The sequence below is a fragment of the Spirillospora sp. NPDC048911 genome (genome assembly GCF_043198015.1).
GTDB lineage: Bacteria > Actinomycetota > Actinomycetes > Streptosporangiales > Streptosporangiaceae > Spirillospora.
This window is the reverse complement of record NZ_JBICUD010000002.1, coordinates 1,085,757-1,103,862: the sequence shown is the minus strand read 5'-3', so window position 1 is coordinate 1,103,862 and position 18,106 is coordinate 1,085,757. Positions and strand designations below refer to the sequence as shown.

The 18,106-nt window shown below is 69.1% G+C and carries 16 protein-coding genes; 5 read left to right on the top strand and 11 right to left on the bottom strand.

Features of this window, described 5'->3' with window-relative positions; translation table 11 throughout:
• Positions 1 to 375 precede the first annotated feature (375 nt).
• Entirely contained in the window at positions 376 to 1,269 is an 894-nt protein-coding gene (locus ACGFNU_RS12420; protein WP_392592822.1) for a DUF5954 family protein, read from the top strand.
• Between the two features lie 91 nt (positions 1,270 to 1,360).
• On the opposite strand, the gene thiI is transcribed toward ACGFNU_RS12420, so the two are convergent.
• The 4 genes from thiI to ACGFNU_RS12400 form a co-directional block, all read right to left on the bottom strand.
• A complete protein-coding gene (gene thiI / locus ACGFNU_RS12415; protein WP_392592820.1) occupies positions 1,361 to 2,587 on the bottom strand; it encodes a tRNA uracil 4-sulfurtransferase ThiI in 1,227 nt (408 codons plus the stop codon).
• 266 nt (positions 2,588 to 2,853) lie between these two features.
• A complete protein-coding gene (locus tag ACGFNU_RS12410) occupies positions 2,854 to 3,855 on the bottom strand; it encodes a Scr1 family TA system antitoxin-like transcriptional regulator (protein ID WP_392592818.1) in 1,002 nt (333 codons plus the stop codon).
• A gap of 506 nt (positions 3,856 to 4,361) precedes the next feature.
• On the bottom strand, positions 4,362 to 5,213 hold the full coding sequence (locus ACGFNU_RS12405; RefSeq protein WP_392592816.1) for a LysR family transcriptional regulator: 852 nt from the start codon (positions 5,211 to 5,213) through the stop codon (positions 4,362 to 4,364).
• Complete coding sequence (locus tag ACGFNU_RS12400) at positions 5,210 to 6,202, bottom strand: NAD(P)-dependent oxidoreductase (protein WP_392592814.1); 993 nt, start codon at positions 6,200 to 6,202, stop codon at positions 5,210 to 5,212. Before ACGFNU_RS12400 ends, ACGFNU_RS12405 begins: the two co-directional genes overlap by 4 nt.
• A 59-nt stretch (positions 6,203 to 6,261) precedes the next feature.
• On the opposite strand from ACGFNU_RS12400, the gene ACGFNU_RS12395 reads away from it, so the two are divergent.
• A complete protein-coding gene (locus tag ACGFNU_RS12395) occupies positions 6,262 to 7,077 on the top strand; it encodes a sugar phosphate isomerase/epimerase family protein (RefSeq protein WP_392592813.1) in 816 nt (271 codons plus the stop codon).
• Positions 7,078 to 7,286: 209 nt separating this feature from the next.
• Here ACGFNU_RS12395 and ACGFNU_RS12390 read toward each other — a convergent pair whose 3' ends face one another.
• Positions 7,287 to 8,327, bottom strand: coding sequence for a hypothetical protein (locus tag ACGFNU_RS12390; RefSeq protein WP_392592811.1), 1,041 nt, complete (start codon positions 8,325 to 8,327; stop codon positions 7,287 to 7,289).
• A 557-nt stretch (positions 8,328 to 8,884) separates the two neighbouring features.
• On the opposite strand from ACGFNU_RS12390, the gene ACGFNU_RS12385 reads away from it, so the two are divergent.
• The 3 genes from ACGFNU_RS12385 to ACGFNU_RS12375 all read left to right on the top strand — a co-directional run bounded on the left by ACGFNU_RS12385 (position 8,885) and on the right by ACGFNU_RS12375 (position 11,963).
• Entirely contained in the window at positions 8,885 to 10,162 is a 1,278-nt protein-coding gene (locus ACGFNU_RS12385) for an ABC transporter substrate-binding protein (RefSeq protein WP_392592809.1), read from the top strand.
• A 71-nt stretch (positions 10,163 to 10,233) separates the two neighbouring features.
• On the top strand, positions 10,234 to 11,103 hold the full coding sequence (locus tag ACGFNU_RS12380) for a carbohydrate ABC transporter permease (RefSeq protein WP_392592807.1): 870 nt from the start codon (positions 10,234 to 10,236) through the stop codon (positions 11,101 to 11,103).
• A complete protein-coding gene (locus ACGFNU_RS12375; RefSeq protein WP_392592805.1) occupies positions 11,100 to 11,963 on the top strand; it encodes a carbohydrate ABC transporter permease in 864 nt (287 codons plus the stop codon). Before ACGFNU_RS12380 ends, ACGFNU_RS12375 begins: the two co-directional genes overlap by 4 nt.
• Before the next feature lie 59 nt (positions 11,964 to 12,022).
• On the opposite strand, the gene ACGFNU_RS12370 is transcribed toward ACGFNU_RS12375, so the two are convergent.
• From ACGFNU_RS12370 to ACGFNU_RS12345, 6 genes are read right to left on the bottom strand one after another with little or no spacing between them, the layout of a single operon-like run.
• Positions 12,023 to 12,784, bottom strand: coding sequence for a DeoR/GlpR family DNA-binding transcription regulator (locus ACGFNU_RS12370; protein WP_392592804.1), 762 nt, complete (start codon positions 12,782 to 12,784; stop codon positions 12,023 to 12,025).
• Between the two features lie 56 nt (positions 12,785 to 12,840).
• On the bottom strand, positions 12,841 to 13,764 hold the full coding sequence (locus ACGFNU_RS12365; RefSeq protein WP_392592802.1) for a carbohydrate kinase family protein: 924 nt from the start codon (positions 13,762 to 13,764) through the stop codon (positions 12,841 to 12,843).
• Positions 13,764 to 15,323 carry an alpha-galactosidase gene (melA, locus tag ACGFNU_RS12360; RefSeq protein ID WP_392592800.1) on the bottom strand — a complete coding sequence of 520 codons (1,560 nt, stop codon included), beginning with the start codon at positions 15,321 to 15,323 and terminating at the stop codon, positions 13,764 to 13,766. The genes ACGFNU_RS12365 and melA overlap by 1 nt, the downstream gene beginning before the upstream one ends.
• The gene (locus tag ACGFNU_RS12355; protein WP_392592798.1) at positions 15,317 to 16,171 is read right to left on the bottom strand and encodes a ketose-bisphosphate aldolase; all 855 of its coding nucleotides are present in this window, start codon (positions 16,169 to 16,171) and stop codon (positions 15,317 to 15,319) included. The genes melA and ACGFNU_RS12355 overlap by 7 nt, the downstream gene beginning before the upstream one ends.
• On the bottom strand, positions 16,159 to 17,055 hold the full coding sequence (locus ACGFNU_RS12350) for a 1-phosphofructokinase family hexose kinase (protein WP_392592797.1): 897 nt from the start codon (positions 17,053 to 17,055) through the stop codon (positions 16,159 to 16,161). The genes ACGFNU_RS12355 and ACGFNU_RS12350 overlap by 13 nt, the downstream gene beginning before the upstream one ends.
• Positions 17,055 to 17,924 (bottom strand): SIS domain-containing protein, encoded by an 870-nt coding sequence (locus tag ACGFNU_RS12345; protein WP_392592795.1) that lies wholly within the window; start codon positions 17,922 to 17,924, stop codon positions 17,055 to 17,057. Before ACGFNU_RS12345 ends, ACGFNU_RS12350 begins: the two co-directional genes overlap by 1 nt.
• Between the last annotated feature and the right edge of the window lie 182 nt (positions 17,925 to 18,106).

Below are 18,106 nucleotides of genomic sequence, written 5' to 3'. Positions count from 1 at the left end.
ACGGGGCCACCCATCCGATCAGTCCTGTGAGAGCGGGCCTACCCATTCGAACAAGCTCCGTGGGAGCGGGGCCACCCGTCCGAACCAGCTCCATGGGAGCGGGGCCACCCGTCCGATCAGCCCTGTGAGAGCGGCCCCACCCGTTCGAACAAGCTCCGTGGGAGCGGGACCTCCTGTCCGGATCAGCCCCATGAGAGCGGAGCCACCGTCCGAACCAGCTCCATGGGAGTGGGGCCACCGTTCGAAGCGGCCCCGTGAGAGCGGGACTACGCGTCGGAATCGGCCCTGCGGGAGCGGGGCCATCCGTTCAAATAGGAACGGAAATGTGCCGTGAACCACTCGCCAGCGCCGGTCTCGGCGAGGATGATGTCGCGCATGACAACGGGCGATGGGGACGCCGGTGGGCGGTTGTTCCCCGAAGACCTGGACGGGGTGGATCCGGTCGCCGCGGTGATGCTGGCGGACGCCTGCCGCTCCATCGCCGCCTACCCCGAACTGGTGGTGGCCGGGGCGCTGTTCACCGCCGCCGAACGCGTGGCCGGCGGCTGGCAGGTCGTGTGTCCCTGCGACCCGATCCCCCAGGGCGCCCGGGAGTTGCTCGCCGAACATCTCAGCGACCGCGCCGCCCTGGCCGACTGGATCCCCGGCCGCGAACTGCGCGCCGCCGCGCGGAGCCTGGCGGGCGAGCCCCTCGACGAGCTGCGCGTGGCGGGCTCGCATTTCCGGATCGTGCGCATCGAGCAGGTGGTGCGGACGGGCCCGGACGGGCCGGAGCCGCCACGTCCGACCGATCGTGACCCCGCCCCGGACGACCTGCGGCTGCGGCCGTGCCGCCCGTACGACCTGATCCCCGACGGCCAGACCACCCCGGACATCGCCACCGCCGAGCTGCTGTGCCAGCTGCTGGACGCGACGGCGGCGGGGACCGCGACCGAGCCCGGGGCGTTCCTGACCCCGGTGCTGCTCTCGCCCGCGTTCACCGTGGCGGAACGTACCAGTGGACGCTGGCGCCCCGGTGGCCGACTGCACGACACGCCGCAGCAGGCCCGCGACTCGCTCGCCACCTACTTCCGGCACGTGGTGCCGGCGGTCGAGCACCCCGCCGCCGAGGAGCTGGAGGAGTACACCGAGGCCGCGACGCAACTGTCGGACCGTTCTCGCCGCAACGGGCTGGAGGTGGCCGGGCGCCGCTTCAGGATCGTCCGGATCGAACGCATAGCGCTGATGGGCGCCGAAGGCCCCGAGCCGCCGCGTCCGAGAGACGAGTAATCGGCCGAGGAATCGACCTCTGCCGAGGAGTCGCCCTCAGCCCGGGGGAATCAGCCCCGGCCCGGCCAGGGAGTCGGCTTTGGCCAAGGGCCTAGGAGTCGCCGTAAACGGGGCGGTGCTCCTGCACGGACTCGGCCAGCTGATCGGCGAGCTCCGCGACGTCCAGGCGCTTCTCGATCTGCCGCAGATCGTCGATCTTGGCCCGCGTCTCGGCCCGCCGCGGCGCCAGCAGCGTGCAGCAGTCCTCGTCGGGCAGCTCGGAGATCGACAGCGTCCGGATCCGGCGCGCCTGGTCCATGATCTCGATCTTGTCCATGCCGATCAGCGGCCGCAGGATCGGCAGCTCCACCGCGTCGTCCAGCGCGGTGATATTGGTCAGCGTCTGACTGCTGACCTGCCCCAGCGCGTCCCCGGTGATCAGCGTCCCGCCGCCCAGCCGGTGTGCGAGCACCTCGCCGGTCTTGAGCATGAGGCGGCGCTGCGCGATCACCGCGAGCTTGTCGGCGCCGGACGACTTGATCTGCTGCTGGGCCTTGCCGAACGGGACCACGAACAGCCGCGAGCCGCCCTGGAACTTGTCCAGCTCGCGTACCAGCGCGTACGCCTTGTAAATGGACTCCGGCCCCGTGAACGGCATGCCGGAGAAGTGCAGGTAGTCCACTCGCAGCCCGCGCCGCATCATCCGGTAGGCGGCGACCGGCGAGTCGATCCCCCCGGACATCAGCACCAAGCCGCGCCCGCTCATGCCGACCGGCAGCCCGCCCTGCCCGGGCAGGCCGCCCGAGAAGACGAACGCCTCGTCCCGGTCGATCTCGATCGAGAGCGTGTGGTCGGGCCCCTTCAGCTTGACCGGCAGCCCGTAGGTGTCGTTGATCAAGCCGCCGACGCGGCGGTCGAGCTCGGTGGAGATCAGCGGGAACCGCTTGTCCCGGCGCTTGGTCCGCACGGCGAACGACCCCGTGCGGCCGGCCATGAGCTCCAGCGCGGCCCGCTCGACGCTCTCGACGTCCTTGCCGACCCGCCAGGCCCGGTGCGCCCACACGATGCCCATGACATCGGTGATCCGCTCGGCCAGCGCGTCGACCCTCTCGACCGTGGCGTCCTTGGTCCGGACGATGAACACGCCATGCCGCCGGATCACGTCCACCCGGGCGATCCCCCGCGTGGCGGCCCGCACGTTGTCGGCCAGCCGCCGCTCGAACAGCTCGCGGTTCTTGCCCTTGAGCACGACCTCGCCCAGTTTGATCAGCACGCACGGCTCCCCGTCGACCGGCGTCTGCGCCTGAACGGCTTCGGTCGCGGCGTCGAGCGTGGGCATGCGTGATCCTCCTGGAAAGCGGAAAGGGGCCGACTCCAAGTGTGGCCCAGCGAACCCAACACCGCGACTCACTAACCTGTTCCCGCCCGGAGCCCCAGGCCCCCAGAACAAGCCCGACCCACCCAAAAGCAAGGCCCCTGGACCCCCACCCCTTCAGTGCCCCAACCCCTCCGCGAGGTCAGCCAGGCCCGGGCGGGGCCGGGCGACGAACACCCTCAAGACGTTGCAGAGGCCCGGCACAAGATCAGGGCGATGGTGAGCGGTGTTCAGGTCCAAGAGCTCAGTTCGCCCCGCTTCACGCGAGCGATGAGATCAGAGAAGGTCTGAGCGGAGAGGTTGAGGTGCCCCGCCTCGGGGGCCTTGCTGTCGCGCAGACCAATGGCCGAAGCAAACCGGGTCAGCTCAACACAATCCGTGCCTTGCGTTGTGCCACTGTGGCTGGATTTGCGCCATTTCGTCATTCGCAAGTCTCCAACTTTGCCAGCAATGACGCGCCGCGAGGAGGCGACGGACTCGGCCAGCGCTCCGATGCGGTCGTGCCTTATCCCGTACCTGCGCACCTCTGCTGGATCTTGCTCCAGTCTCCCACCGCCACAGGCTTCCATGTACGAAATGTCGCCTTCCCTGACGGTCAGCACCTCGAACGAGCCTTCGAGGCCGTCGTTGGCGCCCGCAGACCTGGGAAGCACCCGCACGGCAACATGCGGGAGTTCTCCGATTTCAAGGAGGTGGGCGAGCTGAGCCTTCATGACCTCCGGGCCGCCGACCGGCCAATCGAGAACGTTCTCGCAGAGGATCACCCACAGGTCCGGTGGGGACGGTCTGGCGAGGATCTCCTGACGCGCCAGCCTCCCCGCTACGGCTGCCTCCACGTCGTCGGCCCTACCAGCCGTAAGGAGTGCCCGCGCATAGCCGGGAGTCTGCAGGAGTCCTGGCAGCACGAGGGCCTCGTAAATCTTGATCGTGGTCGCCCGGGCCTCATATCTGACATGAGCTTTGAACCAGTCCGGATCGTGCCCGGTACGGGCGTAGTGAAGAAGTCTCTGGAAGTGCTTGTTCAAGTGCCAAAGATCATCGAGAATCTTGGCCTTTGTCTCGTCAAGGCGGTAGCGCCCGGCTTCCATGTTGGAGACAGCCTGCCTGTTGACCTTGAGACGCTGCCCGAGCTGAGCGCAGGACATCCCGTGCTTGGATCTGTAAAAGAACAGGTCAACCGCTATCCAGTCCCACAGGGAGTTGTCCGGGTCGAGTGACTCTCTGAGCACCATCGCTGACTCCTTGGTGTCTTGAATGTCTAGCGGAGACGCGACAAGTGTCTCCAGAAGCCGGATCCTCGTCAGCAGATGTCAAGAAGCCGCAGCAGACGGCGATGGGTGAGCGCGATGGGTCTCTACAGGCGGCACGACGGCAATGACAATTCCCTCCAAACTCCGCAAGAGCGGGCGGAAGGGCTGCGGCAGATGCATCGGGGGCGGTGGATGGTGCTCTGGTCGGTGTATGAGACGCGGTTCATCGCCTATCCGGTGTGGATAGGCGGAGGCGGTCACATGCTCAAGGCCCGCACCGAGGCGGAGCTGGAGCCTCAGATGTCCGAGATCGAGCGAGCCTCACTTCCGGTTCAGCGGGACCGGCCGTGATGTCCGGCGACGCCGAACAGGAGCCGCGACGAGTCATGCCGCTGGCAGTTGAGGTGGTCAGGGCGGCCTATGAGGAGGCCTTGATCAAGCACGGCATGCTGCCGTCCACGGTGTCCCGGCGGGTGTGGGGAACGGATTCAGGCTGGTTGCTTGGGCGGGGTTAGGAGGTCTATTAGCGACCAGGCGGGACTGGTCGTGGGTAGGTCTTGGCGGAGGATCACCCATAGGGGTTTGTGTAGTGGGGGCGTTAGGCGCAGGGCGTGCAGTTTGCCGGTGGCTAGTTCGTCCTGGATGGCGCCAGCTAGAACGAGGGAGATGCCCAGGCCGTTGCGTACAGCACGTTTTACCGCTTCGGTGCTGCCTAGGTTCATGGAGACGCGAAGGGGGGTGTCCAGGTGTTCGCGGAGGAGCGTGCCTGTGCCGGTTTGCGGTTCTCCGCCTAGGAGCGGTTCGACGGCGAGTTCTGCCGTGTGCACGGTGTCTCGGTCGCGCCAGGGGTGGGCTGGGCTGACGATCACTAGCAACTCTTCCTCGGCCCAGCGGACTGCCTGAAAGCCTGGACGGTCGTCCCACCATTCCATCAGCGCGACGTCCAGGCCCCCGGCCTCCAGCCGGTCGGCGATCTGTCCGTTGGGCGCGATCACGAGCTCGGCGTCGTTGGTCTCGGTGAAGCTCCGGAACGCCGGCTGGATCAGGTAGGTGCCGATGTTGGACGCGGTCCCGACCATCAGGCGGCGCCGTGACAGTACGTGGGAGGTGCGTTCGGCCAAGTCGATGAGCAGGCCCGCGTAGTGGGCGAACTCCTCGGTGCCCGGCACCGGGCGGCATCCGGCGCGATCTCGCACGATCAGGGTGGTGCGCTGTTGCTCTTCGAGGGCGCGAACATGCTGGGACACGCTCGCTTGCGAAAGTCCTCGATCGCGTGCGGCCGCATGGAAGCTGCCTGTGCGGATGACGGCCAGGTAGGAGGCCACCTGGTCGAGATTCATGCGCTTACCTCGTTCAGCGCGTACCCCGGGCGTCTCCCGGCCAGTGCGTCCTCTACCTGACGTGCAGCCGCAAGTGACATCTCGCGCCGTATGTTGTGGACGGCCGTGCCCAGATGCGGCGTGAAAAGCGTCCGCGGATGCTTCAGGAGCCGTTCTGGAATTCGTTGCGGCCGCTCGGGCTGGGCCCAGTCCTCCATCGCGAACACGTCGGCGGCATATCCCGCGAGATGGCCCGTCTCCAAAGCGTTGGCGACTGCCTCCTCGTCCACCACCGAGCCTCTGCCGACGTTCACCAGGTAGGTCCCCGGGCGCGTTGACGCGATTGCGGCGGTGTCCAGAAGGTGGCCTGTCTGCGGTGACAATGGCACCAGCGGGACCACCACGTCGCTGCTCGTCAGAAGCTCTGGCAGTGAGACCTGCCGCCAATTGTCGGTGTCATTCGGCGCGGACGTGGTGTCGCTGAAGATGATTCGTGCTCCGAAGGCGGCCAGCATGCCTGCGAGCGCCCGGCCCACGGCGCCCATTCCGATGATGCCGACCGTGGCATCGGCCAGCGAGAAGCCGTAGAGACGAGGCCGCCATCCCTCGTACCCGCCCTCACGGATCCGCCGATCTCCTTCGCCCACCCGGCGGAGCAGGCCGAGGATCAGGGCCATCGCGTGTTCGGCGGCCGGACGGGTGAGCTCGACGGGCAGGTTGGTGGCCCATATTCCCCGCTGCGTGCACGCGGCGATGTCGATGTTGTCGTAGCCCTTCAACGTCGCGCTGACGATGCGCAGGCGCGGGCCGGCGGCGAGGAACTCCTCGTCCACGTGATCGGCCATGCTCACGACGACGCCCACGGCGTCCCCGAGCCGCGCGATCACCTCGTCGCGCGGCATGACATCGCGCTCTGCCGGTGCCGTCGGCCTGCAGAAGCGCGCCAGGGCATCGAGCACCTCCGGGTGAACCCAGTGCGTAATGACTACCTGCCGCTCCCGGTCGTTCATTAGCTTCTCCAAATCATCCCGTCTATCGATTAGGCTAGCCGATTAAGGGAGGTGGCGGCGTGGAGCACTCACCATTGCTGGCGGGCACCACTTGGAGCTGTCCCGGCCAGACTCTGCTCGAAGCACTCGAAACCCTCGAACAGGCTGGGCTCTTCGACGTGGAGGTGTGGGCCGACGGCATGCATCTCGATCCGCGCGTCGATCCCGAACCCGACCGTGTCGCGCGATGGCTGGCCTCACGTCCGCTTCAGGTACGTTCCGTCCATCTGCCGTTCGACGCCGTGCTGCCCGGAGGGACCGCCGACCAGAGAACGGAGGAATGGGTCCGGCTGTGCGCGCGGACACTGGATTTCGCTCAGCGGCTCGGCGCAACGGTGGCGGTGGCGCACCCGGTGCTCTTCTCCGACGAGGACGACGGGCACGCCCGCACGATCGACCGCTTCGTCCCCGCCGTGCAGGCCATCGCTGACGACGCCACGTCCAGGGGCATGCGGCTCGCCGTCGAGAACATGCACACCATGCGCGGCGCCACGCTGCGCACGGTGAGGGAGATACGCGGCGCGCTCGCCAACGTCACCGGGCCTGTCGGGATCTGCCTTGACCTCGGCCACGCCGTCTTCAACGGCTGCGACCTTCGCGACGAGATCACCGCGGCCACCGGCCTTCTCATCAACGCGCACGTCCATGATTCGGACGGCACCGGCAGGGATCCCCACCTTCCGCCGGGAGACGGCATCGTCGACTGGCCAGCGGCGATGCACGCGTTCCAGGCGATCAATTACTCCGGACGCTACGTCCTCGAAGTCCGCGGCGGCGACGACCCCCTCGGCACCCTGCGGCGCTCGCGTGAGCGCCTGCTGTCGTTCATGTCCTGAACGGCTCCGGCTTCCCGCTCCGGCTTCCCGCTCTGGCTTCAGCCCTGGCTCCGGCTTCAGCTCGGACTCCGGCTCCGGCTCCGGTTTCAGCTCCGGCTCCGCTCGGCTTGCCGCCCCGTGATGATTCCGGTGATCGGACGAACTGGAGGCGTCCGATCACCGGAGCTCGGTGGCGGGTGGCCCGAGCCCCGGCAGAGCGGTTGGTTCGGTCAGTCCAGGCGGTAGACCGTGGCGTCGTAGGTGTCGGGCGTCTGGACGCGGCCGGCGCCCCAGAGCGATCGGGTTCCTCGGATCAACGCGAGGTCGCTGACCTGTGCCGTGCGGCCTTTGGCGTCGATCTGCGTCGTGGTCCATGCGCCGCTTGCCGTGCGATGCAGCAGATGGGTGCTGGACCCCTCGGGGTCGCTCGCGTTGTCGTCACCGATGATCCAGAGGCCGCCGCGACCGTCGGGCACCATCCGCAGCGGGGTCCGGCCGTTCGGCATGTCCACGTGCTGCCACGTACGGCCGTTCCAGTAAAGGAGAAGGGCTTCGTGGGTGTCGTTGCCCTCTCCGTCCGAGCGAGACACTTCGCCCGTGACCCACACGTCCTTCGTGGAGAGCGCCGCGACATCACGCAGATAGACGCATTGGGACGGGCCGCCGGTGTCCGGCTCTGGGATGTCGGGCGGCAATGCGCTCCCGGCCTCGACCTGCCTCCAGGTCTTGCCGTCGAAGCGCGCGATCGTGCGGTCGCCGCAGCCCGTGAGGTACTCGGCGCCGACGGCCCAGATGTCCTTGGCCGAGGTGGCACTGAGACGGTGCAGCAGCAGTTTGCCGGTGTCGACCTGCTTCCAGGCACCGCCGTTGAAATGCCAGGTGCCGATGCCTTCACCTGCCCGGGAGTAGCCGAGCACCCATACGTTGCGCGGCCCGAACGTCACCACGTCACTGGCGAGACCGTCGTTCCACTGTTTGGAGATGCTCCACTTGTGTCCGTTCCAGCGCAGGGCGTAGACCGGACCGCCATCGGCCACTCCGGCCAGCGCCCACGCGTTGGACGGCGAGGTGGCGCTGGCGGAGTACGCGGGCAGCTTGAGCGCGGCCGGCATGGGAACGTCGCGCCAGGCACGCCCCGTCCAGTGCCGGGCGATGGGACGTCCAGGTCCTTCGCCCGTATCGGCGCCCCCGAAGACCCAGGCGTCGTTCCTTCCGCTCGCCGCCAACGCGTTGTACGAGCTGTAGTCGGCGTAGTGATGCGTCTCGTACACGCGCCAGCCCGGCGCAGCCGTAGCCGTAACCGCTCCCGACTCAGCGTGGCCGGCAGACGCACCAGACGCAGCAGACACAGAAGATGCGGGCCAGATCGCGGCCCCTGAAACCGTCAGCATCACCACACCCGTGACGCTGGCCCAACGTGCAGACCGAATCACCATGGATCCTCTCTTCCGTGGGGCACTGCGGGGCCACCCCGAACGGGATTCGACTGTGCATGAAGGACGCCTTGAGATCTGGAACGGACCACCCTCCGGCCGCTGACGGCCAGTTTCACTCGTGAGGCCAACCCTGAGGCCTCCACCGCGTCCACGCGCCGCGTCCACCCCGTCCGCACGCCGCGTCCGCACGCCGCGTCCGCACGCCGTATCCACCGCGTCGACACGCGCGGACACCAACAAGCACCCAAGCAGACTGCGTCCTTCTGCTTGTTTGGCGGGGAGCTCACGCATGAAGGCCCACGGTGGCCTCGGAAATCCTTGCTCTGTGAGCGATTTTGTCCTAAAGTGCCGCACACCCTGCATAATCGAGCACCCTGCATCTGGAGGCGATCATGAGGCAGCCGAGCGGTCGCCCCATCACCACACTGGTCACGGGGATCGCCCTGATGGCCGGTGTCCTCACGGGCTGCGGGTCCGGCTCCGGGGGCGGCGGCAAGGCCGACAAGGTCACCTTCTGGCACGGGTACACCGACGCCCAGGCGACCGCGATCACCAAGCTCGTCGGCGAGTGGAACGCCGCGCATCCCGACCAGAAGGTCGAGCCGGTCTTCAGCAACAACGACAACACCCTGCAGAAGACCCTCGCCTCGTTCGTGTCCGGCAAGGCGCCCTCGATCGCCTACCAGTACAGCTCGTCGATCCCCGCGCTCAGCGGCCGCAACCAGACGCAGGACCTGACGTCCCTGGTCAAGAGCAGCCCGGACTTCGCCTGGGACGACTTCTTCCCCGCCGCCCGCCAGGGCGCGACCGTCTCCGGCAAGATCTACGGCGTCCCGGCGCTCGTGGACAACCTGAGCCTCGTCTACAACAAGAAGCTGTTCGACGCCGCCGGTGTGAAGTATCCGACGCCGGACTGGACGTGGGACGACTTCAGGAACGCGTCCAAGAAGCTGACCGGCAAGAACAAGTACGGATGGGCGTACGTCAACGACGGCACCGAAGACACCGTCTGGCGTTTCCTGGCGCTGCTCTGGCAGGCCGGCGGCGACCTGCTCGACGCCGGCGACAAGAAGGCCGCGTTCGCCACGCCGGCCGGCGAGCAGGCCATGCAACTGCTGGCCGACATGGCCGTGACCGACAAGTCCGTATATCTGGATGCCGGCGACCAGCAGTACCTCAACCTGTTCAACTCCGGACGCATCGGCATGCTGTGGACCGGCCCCTGGGACCTGGGCTCGATCAACAAGGACGTCTCGTACGGCGTCCAGTACCTGCCCGGCAAGGTCACCCACGCCACCATCGCCGGACCCGACAACTACATGGTCTTCGACAAGCGCGCCAAGGACGCCGCCTGGCCGTTCCTGAAGTGGCTGACCTCGCCGGAGATCCACCTGCGGTACGCGATGCAGACCGGTGACCTGCCGCTGCGGGCGTCCGAGCAGAAGCTGCCCGCCTACAAGGAATTCCTGGCCAAGTACCCCGGCAACAAGGTGTTCGTCGAGAACCTCGCCAAGAACGTGACGAAGTCCCGCCCGAACATCTCCCAGTACCCCCGCATCTCGCAGGTGCTCGGCACCGCCGTCCAGGCCGTGATGCTGGGCAAGAAGCAGCCGCGGGACGCGCTGAAGGACGCGGCCACCGAGGTCGACCAGATCCTGGCGGGCTCCTGATGGCCTCAACGGCCCTGACCACGCGTGCCGGTAACGCCGGCGGGCGACGTCCACGCAGGTCACGGGCACGATTGAACGAGCATCTGGCCGGCTGGGGCTTCGTCTCCCCCGCGATCCTGCTAATCGGGATCTTCGGCATGCTGCCGGTGCTGTGGTCGTTCTGGCTGTCGCTGCAGGAGACCGACCTGACATCGCCCGGCACGTTCGCGGGCGGCGCCAAGTACGCCGAGCTGGTGAAAGACCCGCTGATGTGGGACGCGGCCAAGCGGTCGGCCATCTACACCGTGCTGTTCGTGCCGCTGACGATGGTGCTCGCGCTGCCCATCGCGGTGCTGCTCAACCAGAAGATCCGCGGGATCACGCTGTACCGGATGGCGGTGTTCGTTCCGCTCGTCACCTCGACGGTCGCGACCGGGATCATCTTCAACTGGCTGCTCAACTCGCAGTTCGGCCCGGTCAACGCGGCGCTGGCCAAGGCCGGCCTGCCGCAGCAGGGCTTCTTCCAGGATCCCGGCCAGGCGCTGTTCGCGCTGGTGGCCATGACGGTGTGGGGCTGGCTCGGATTCGCGGTCATCATCTACCTGGCCGCGCTGCAGACCGTGCCGCACCAGCTGATGGAGGCCGCCGCGCTGGACGGCTGCGGCCGGTTCCGCGCGTTCCGCCACGTCGAGCTGCCGCTGCTGGCGCCCGCGTCGGGGTTCCTGCTGGTCTGGCTGACGATCAACTCGCTGCAGCTGTTCGACGAGGTGTACGTCACGACCAAGGGCGGCCCGCTGCGCGCCACCACGGTCATGGTCTACCACCTGTACAACAAGGCGTTCGTGGACTTCGACGGCGGTTACGCCGCCGCGGTCGGCTGCGTGCTGTTCCTGGTGATCCTGCTGGTGACGCTCGTGCAGCTCATGATCACCCGCCGTACCTCCTCCTATGAGGCCCGATGAGCATCCCGATGATGAAGGCCCCGGCGGTGAAGGGGCCGGCGTCCAACGCCCGGTCGCGGCGACCGAGCCCGCTGCATCTGATCCTGCTGCCGCTCTCGCTGGTCATGGTCGCGCCGCTGGCCTGGATGGTGCTGCTGTCGATCTCCACCCAGGCCGAGACCCGGCGGTTCCCGCCCGGCCTCCCCTCGGGGGTGCGGTGGCAGAACTACACCGACGCGCTGAACTCCGCGCCGCTGGGCCAGTGGCTGGGCAACAGCGCGATCGTGTCGATCAGCTGTGTGATCGGGAACCTGGTGTTCTGCTCGCTGGCGGGCTACGCGTTCGCGCGGATCCGGTTCCTCGGCAGCAAGGCGCTGTTCATCGCGGTCCTGGCCACGCTGATGGTGCCGTTCCAGATCGTCATGCTGCCGACACTGATCATGGTGCGGGCGGTCGGCCTCACCGACACCCTGGGCGCGCTGATCGTGCCCAACCTGGCGACCGCGTTCGGGATCTTCCTGCTGCGGCAGTTCTTCCTGACCGTGCCCAAGGAACTGGAGGAGGCCGCACGCATCGACGGCGCGAGGCGGCTGCGGATCCTGTTCCAGGTGTTCCTGCCGCTGATGCGCCCCACGTTGGCGACGCTGGCGGTGCTGACGTTCCTGCAGACGTGGAACGACTTCCTGTGGCCGCTGATCGCCGTGCAGAACCCCGAGCACATGACCGTGCAGATCGGCCTGCAGACCTTCCAGGGCTCGCACCGCACCGACTGGCCGCGGCTCATGGCCGGGACGGTGATCAGCCAGCTGCCGGTCTTCGTGCTGTTCTTCGTGGCCCAGCGCTTCTTCGTCCGCTCAGTGGCCACCGCAGGCCTGAAGTAACCGCAGACGCCGCGCAAGCACAGCCCGCGGGCGCGGGTCCTGGTCGCGATTGGCGGGGCTTAGGCGACGATCACTTCGACGCCGGCCGCCTTGATTCGGTCGAGCTCCGTCCGGTCGGCGGCGGCGTCGGTGATCAGCATGGTGATCTCGCCGATGGGTGCGATCCGGGAGAACGCGCGGCGCCCGATCTTGGACCCGTCGGCGAGCACCACGACGCGGCGGGTCGCGCGCATCAGGCAGTGATCGGTCTGCGCCTCGATCTCGTCGTGCGTGCTGATCCCGGCCTCGGCGTCGATGCCGTCGACGCCGAGGAAGACCAGGTCGAGACTGATGTCGGCCAGCGTCTTGTCGGCGATCGGCCCCACCAGCTCGTACGACTCGGGCCGGACGCCGCCGCCGGTGACGACCAGGTCGATGGCGGGCCGTACCGACAGGTCGGCGGCGATGTTGAGGGCGTTGGTCACGACCTTGAGCGCGCGGCCGGTGGACAGCAGACGGGCCAGCTCGGTGATGGTGGTGCCGCCGTTGAAGCCGACCGAGTGCACCGAGCCGTCGATCAGCCGCAGCGCGGCCTGCGCGATGCGGCGCTTCTCCTCCTGGCGGCGGCCGCCGCGGTAGCGCATCGGCAGCTCGTAGATGACCTCGGCCGCCACCGCGCCGCCGTGCGTGCGCTTGAGGAGCTGCTGCTCTTCGAGCACCTGCAGGTCACGGCGAATCGAGGCGGACGAGGCGGACAGCTCGGCCGACAGGTCGACCACGTTCACCGAGCCGTGCTCCGCGAGCCGTTCGAGGATGAGGGAGAGGCGATCCTGCTGGCGCATCCGCTCATTATAGAGTACGAAAGGTGCGCGGATATAAGTGTTTCAAGGGCAAATAGTCAGGGGATTTGCGCGAGTGCCTGCGCCTCGGTGAGAGTCGGCTGAGCTGCGGTCCCTCCGGCGGCGCGGGTGGAGAGAGCCCCGCACGCCGCGCCGAGTGCCAGCGCATACGTGAGGTCGCCGCCGTCCAGCCAGCCCGCCAGGAATCCGGCGTCGAAGCTGTCTCCCGCTCCGACGGTGTCCACGGGATCGGCGCGCGGCGCGTCCACGTGGACGACCGTTCCCTCCCGCATGGCGACGGCCCCCTGTGCACCGCGCTTGACTACTGGGACGCAGCCGGGCTTCGACAACGTGGTCAGCGCCTCGGACAGGGTCGCCTCGCCGCTCAGCGCGAGCGCCTCGGCTTCGTTGGGCAGCAGGAACGTGCATTCCTCGGCCAACCCGGGGGCGAGCTTCCATTGCCCGGCCGGGTCGTCGTTGGTGTCCAGAGAGGTCGTCGCGCCGGACGCGCGGTGCGCGCGCAGGACCGCGGGCAGGGCCGCCGCGAGCCTCGGCTGCAGGAAGTAGGACGCGGCATGCACGTGCCTGGCGGCGACGTCGGCGCTGTCGGGGAGGTGCTCCGGGCCGACGTGCGCGAGGCAGCCGGGCGCGGTGAGGATCGCCCGGTCGCCACCGGGCCGGTTGAGGCAGACGGTCAGCGCCGTCGGCAACGTCGCGTGCCGCGCGCACCGGGACACGTCGACGCCCACCGAGCTCAGCGCGTCCAACACGAAGTCGCCGGCGGCGTCGCGGCCGACCAGGCCGACGAAAGCGGTGGCCAGGCCGAGACGGGCCGCGCCATGCGCAGCGATCGCCGCCGATCCGCCGAGCGCGAGCACGCCTCCGCCGACGAGCGTCTCCGCCTGCCCGTACGGCGGGACGTCGGGAGCACCATGAACGAGCACATCGGGGTTGGCGTCGCCGATAACGAGCAGATCGAACATCAGTCGCTCCCCCGCGCATCGTCCTGAGGCGCAGCAGGTGACGCACCACCGCGCGGCGTGCCGGGTGACGCCTCGCCGCGCGGTGTGGCAGGCGGCGCGTCCCCACGCGGCGCGGTGGGTGGTGCGGCACCGCGCGGCGCGGTGGGTGACGTATTGCTGGGCGTGGAGGGTGGCGTGTCGTTGCGTGTTGCGATGGGTGACGCATCGCCCGACGGCGCGTCGCTGCGCGGCGTGGCAGATCGCTTGCCGGGCGGCGTCTTGCTGCGTAGGGCGGGGGGCAGGGCTGTGCCGTGTGCCTCTGTCAGGGCGTCGCACAGTGCCCAGATGCGTTCGACGGGCAGTGTCGCGGCGGTTGACGGGTCGCACATCGCGGCGTGCCGGACGTGCGCCGGGTCGCCCTCGACGGCGGCGGCGACGGTCAACTCGACCACGTTCAGGAAGTTGCGGTTCAGCGCCGCGAGCTGCGGCGGCAGGGCGCCGACGTGGTGCGGGTGCACGCCCGTCCGGTCGAGGGTGGCGGGGACCTCGACGGCCGCGCCGGCGGGCAGGTTGGTGATCAGGCCGGTGTTGGGGGTGGTGATCTGGATGGTGCGGCGTTCCCCGGTGGCCAGGCTGTGGATCACCTGCGGCGCGTACTCGACGGCGTCCTCGTCCTCGCGGGGTGAGGGGTGCTCGCCGCGCGCCAGGCAGTCGCGCACCCGCTCGTACTCGGCCAGGTTGGCGGCGCTGATCTGGACGTAGTCCCCGACCGGGATGCGCAGGCGCTCGATCTCGGCGTCGTCGCGCAGGTACCACGGGACGTACTCGGACGAGTGCTCGCTGGTCTCGGTCGGGTAGCGGCCGAGGTGCCGGTACATGTCGACACGCACCCGCCGGCGGAGCTCGGGATCGGCGTCGATGGCCGCGTCCAGCGCCGGGTAGAGGTCACGGCCCTGGTGTTCCCAGGCGAGCACCCACGCCTGGTGGTTGACGCCCGCCGACAGAAAGTCGATTTCCTCGAACGGCACCCCGACGAGCTCCGACAGGTCGCGCACCGTCCAGTACACCGAATGGCATAGGCCGACCGCCTTGACCTTCGGCGCGACCGCCGCGAGGTACTGCAGGTTCATCGCCATCGGATTGGTGTAGTTGAGCAGCCAGGCGTCCGGGCAGACCGCCAGAATGTCGGCGGCCAGCCCGTCCAGCAGGGGGAACGTGCGCAGCGCCCGGAAGATCCCGCCGATGCCGAGCGTGTCGCCGATGGTCTGCCGGACGCCGAAGCCCGCGGCGACCTCGAAGTCCTTCAGCGTCGCGGCGTGCCCGCCGACCGCGACCATGTTGACGACGACGTCGGCGCCGTCCAGGGTGCGCCGGCGGTCCAGGGACGTGGTGATGACCGGCTTCGCGCCGTGCTCCTCGGCGGTCAGCCTGGCCAGCCCCTCGGCGACCCGCAGCCGCTCGGGGTCGATGTCGTGCAGGGCCAGGCGGACGCCGCCGAGCTCGGGGAACGACAGGATGTCGCGCAGCAGCTGCCGGGTGAACTCCACCGAGCCGGCGCCGACGAAGGCGATGTTCAGCATGCAGGGTTTCCAATGCTCTCGGGCGAACCGCCGTCCGATGAAACGATCTCCAGCAGGTGCGCCACCGCGTCCCGCATGGCGTCGCGGGCGGGGGCGAGGTACCGGCGGGGGTCGACCCCCTCGTCCAGGGCCGCGCGGACCGCCCCGGTGAAGGCGATGTTGAGCGCCGTGCCAATGTTGATCTTCGTCATGCCGTGCCGTACCGCCCGGCGCAGGTCCTCGTCGCCGACGCCGGACGAGCCGTGCAGGACGAGCGGGACCGGCACCGCGTCGCGCAGCCGCGCGATCAGGTCGTGGTCGAGGGCGGCGGTACGCGTCGTCATGGCGTGCGAGCTGCCGACGGCGACCGCGAGGGCGTCCACGCCGGTGGCGTCGACGAACGTGGCGGCCTCCGCCGGATCGGTCCGGACGCCCGGCGCGTGCGCACCGTCCTTGCCGCCCACCTCGCCGAGCTCGGCCTCCAGCCAGAGGTTTTGCCCGTGGGCCCAGGCGGCGGCCTCGGCGGTACGAGACACGTTGTCGGCGTAGTCGTGGTGCGAGCCGTCGTACATCACCGATCCGAACCCATGGTCGGCGGCCTGTCGGAGCAAGTCTTCATCAGTGACATGGTCCAGGTGCAGCGCGACCCGGGCGGTGGAGGCCCCGGCCACGGCCGCCGTGCCGGCCGCGATGGGGCCCAGCAGCCCGCCATGGAAGCGCACCGCGTTCTGGCTGATCTGGCAGATCACCGGCCGTCCGGTCTGCTCGGCGGCCGCGATGATCGCCTCGGCGTGCTCCAGCGTGATCACGTTGAACGCGGCGATGCCGTGGCCGGGCCGTACGAGTTCGGCCGTCCTCACCAGGGGCATGGCGTCTCCCTCACCTTCGGGGCCCGGCGGTGCCGCCGGAGGACATCGGGATCGAACTCGCCGGCGGCGGGCGCGGCGACCGCGGCGGCCGACAGGGCGACGGCCTCGCCGAGCGCGCGCGGCCATTCGAGGCGGTCGCGCAGCGCCACCGCCAGGGCCGCCGCGGCCGCGTCTCCCGCGCCCGTCGGGTTGCCGGCGACGACCTCGTGCGGGACGGCCTCGAAGCAGCCCTCGGGGGTGACGGCGATCATCCCGTCGGCGCCCCGCGAGACGACGAGCGCGCCCGGGGCACGTTCCAGGCTCTGGTCCACCTCGCGGGGCAGATTCGCGGCGGCGAACTCGGCGGCGTTGGGTTTGAGCAGGTCAGGGCATGCCGTGGCGGCCGCACGCAGCGCGGCGCCGTCGGCGTCGACCAGCACCCTGGCGCCCGCCGTCCGAGCCAACCGGGTCAGGACGGCATAGGCGTCCTCGGGCAGCCCCGGAGGCAGGCTGCCGGACAAGACCACCACCGTGGCCTCGGCCGCCCGCGCGGCGAAGGACTCCTGGAAGGCCGACCACTCGTCCAGTCGCACTTCCGGGCCGGGCTCGTTGAAGATGGTGGCGTCGCTGTCGACGATCGTGACCGTGCGTCGCGTCTCCCCGGCGATCCCGACGAAGGCGTTGGGCACGTCGAAGGCGGCTTCGACCATGGCCCCGGTGGCGCCGCCCGCCAACCCCGTCGCCAAGACAGGTTGCCCAAGGGCGTGCAGGACGCGGGCGACGTTGAGCCCCTTGCCGCCCGGCCGCTGCAACATCGACCCGATCCGGTGGGAACCGTGCGGCGTGAGCCTGGGGACACGGTAGGTCACGTCCCAGGCGGGATTGAGGGTGACCGTGAGGATCATCAGGACAAGATGATCGAACGGGTGAGGTTGCGCGGCTGGTCCGGGTCCAGGTCCTTGGACTCGGCGAGCGCCACCGCGAGCCGCTGGACGCGCACGAGGTCGGCCAGCGGATCCGTTTCCGCGTCCTCGACGAGGGCCCCGGTACGCTCCACCTGCTTGACCAGACCGGCGGGCGGCGTGCCGAAGAACCACACGAGGCTTCGCTCGTCGCTCACACTGATCGGCCCGTGCCGGTACTCCATCGCGGGGTAGGACTCGGTCCACGCCCCCGCGGCCTCCCGGACCTTCAGCGCGGCCTCGTTGGCGATCCCGTTGGTCCAGCCCGCGCCCAGGAAAGTGAACTGGCCACGTGCAAGGGCCCCGGCGGGCAGCGGCCACTCGATCGCGGCACGGCACTGCTCGATCAGATCGTCCGGCAGCAGCCCCAGATGCGCACGCAGCAGGACGAGCGCCGTCGTGGCGAACCGGGTCTGCACCACCGACCGCTCATCGGCGAAGTCGAGCACGACACAGGTGTCGGCGGCCGCCACGATGGGCGTCCGCGGATCCCCGATCACCGCCACGGTCGGCAGCGTGGTCGCCCGCAGCAGCTCCAGCACCTCGGTGGTGGTCCCCGACCGGCAGATCACCACCACCCGGTCGTAGGTCCTCCCCCGGGGAAACTCCGAGGCCGGAAAGGCATCGCTCTCCCCCGCCCCGGCCGCCTCCCGCAGCGCGGCGTACGCCTGCGCGATGAACAACGAGGTGCCACACCCGACGACCGCGACGCGCTCGCCCGGCGCGGGCAGCCCGGCCACGCCGCCCGCCATCTCGGCGGCGCGCTGCCAGCAACCCGGCTGGGAAGCGATCTCCTCGATAACGAACGACACCGGAGCTCCTAGTTGCTCGTTTGTGCACTTTATCAGCGCTTAACGTACAAGAACGAGCAGACAACAGCAAGACCGAGCACACAACCCTCAAAAGTAAGCAAGGCCCCTGGACCCCCACCCCTTCCATGGCAAACCCCTCTGCAAAGCAGTGGAGCCCCTACGGGGCCACTGAGGGGGTGGGG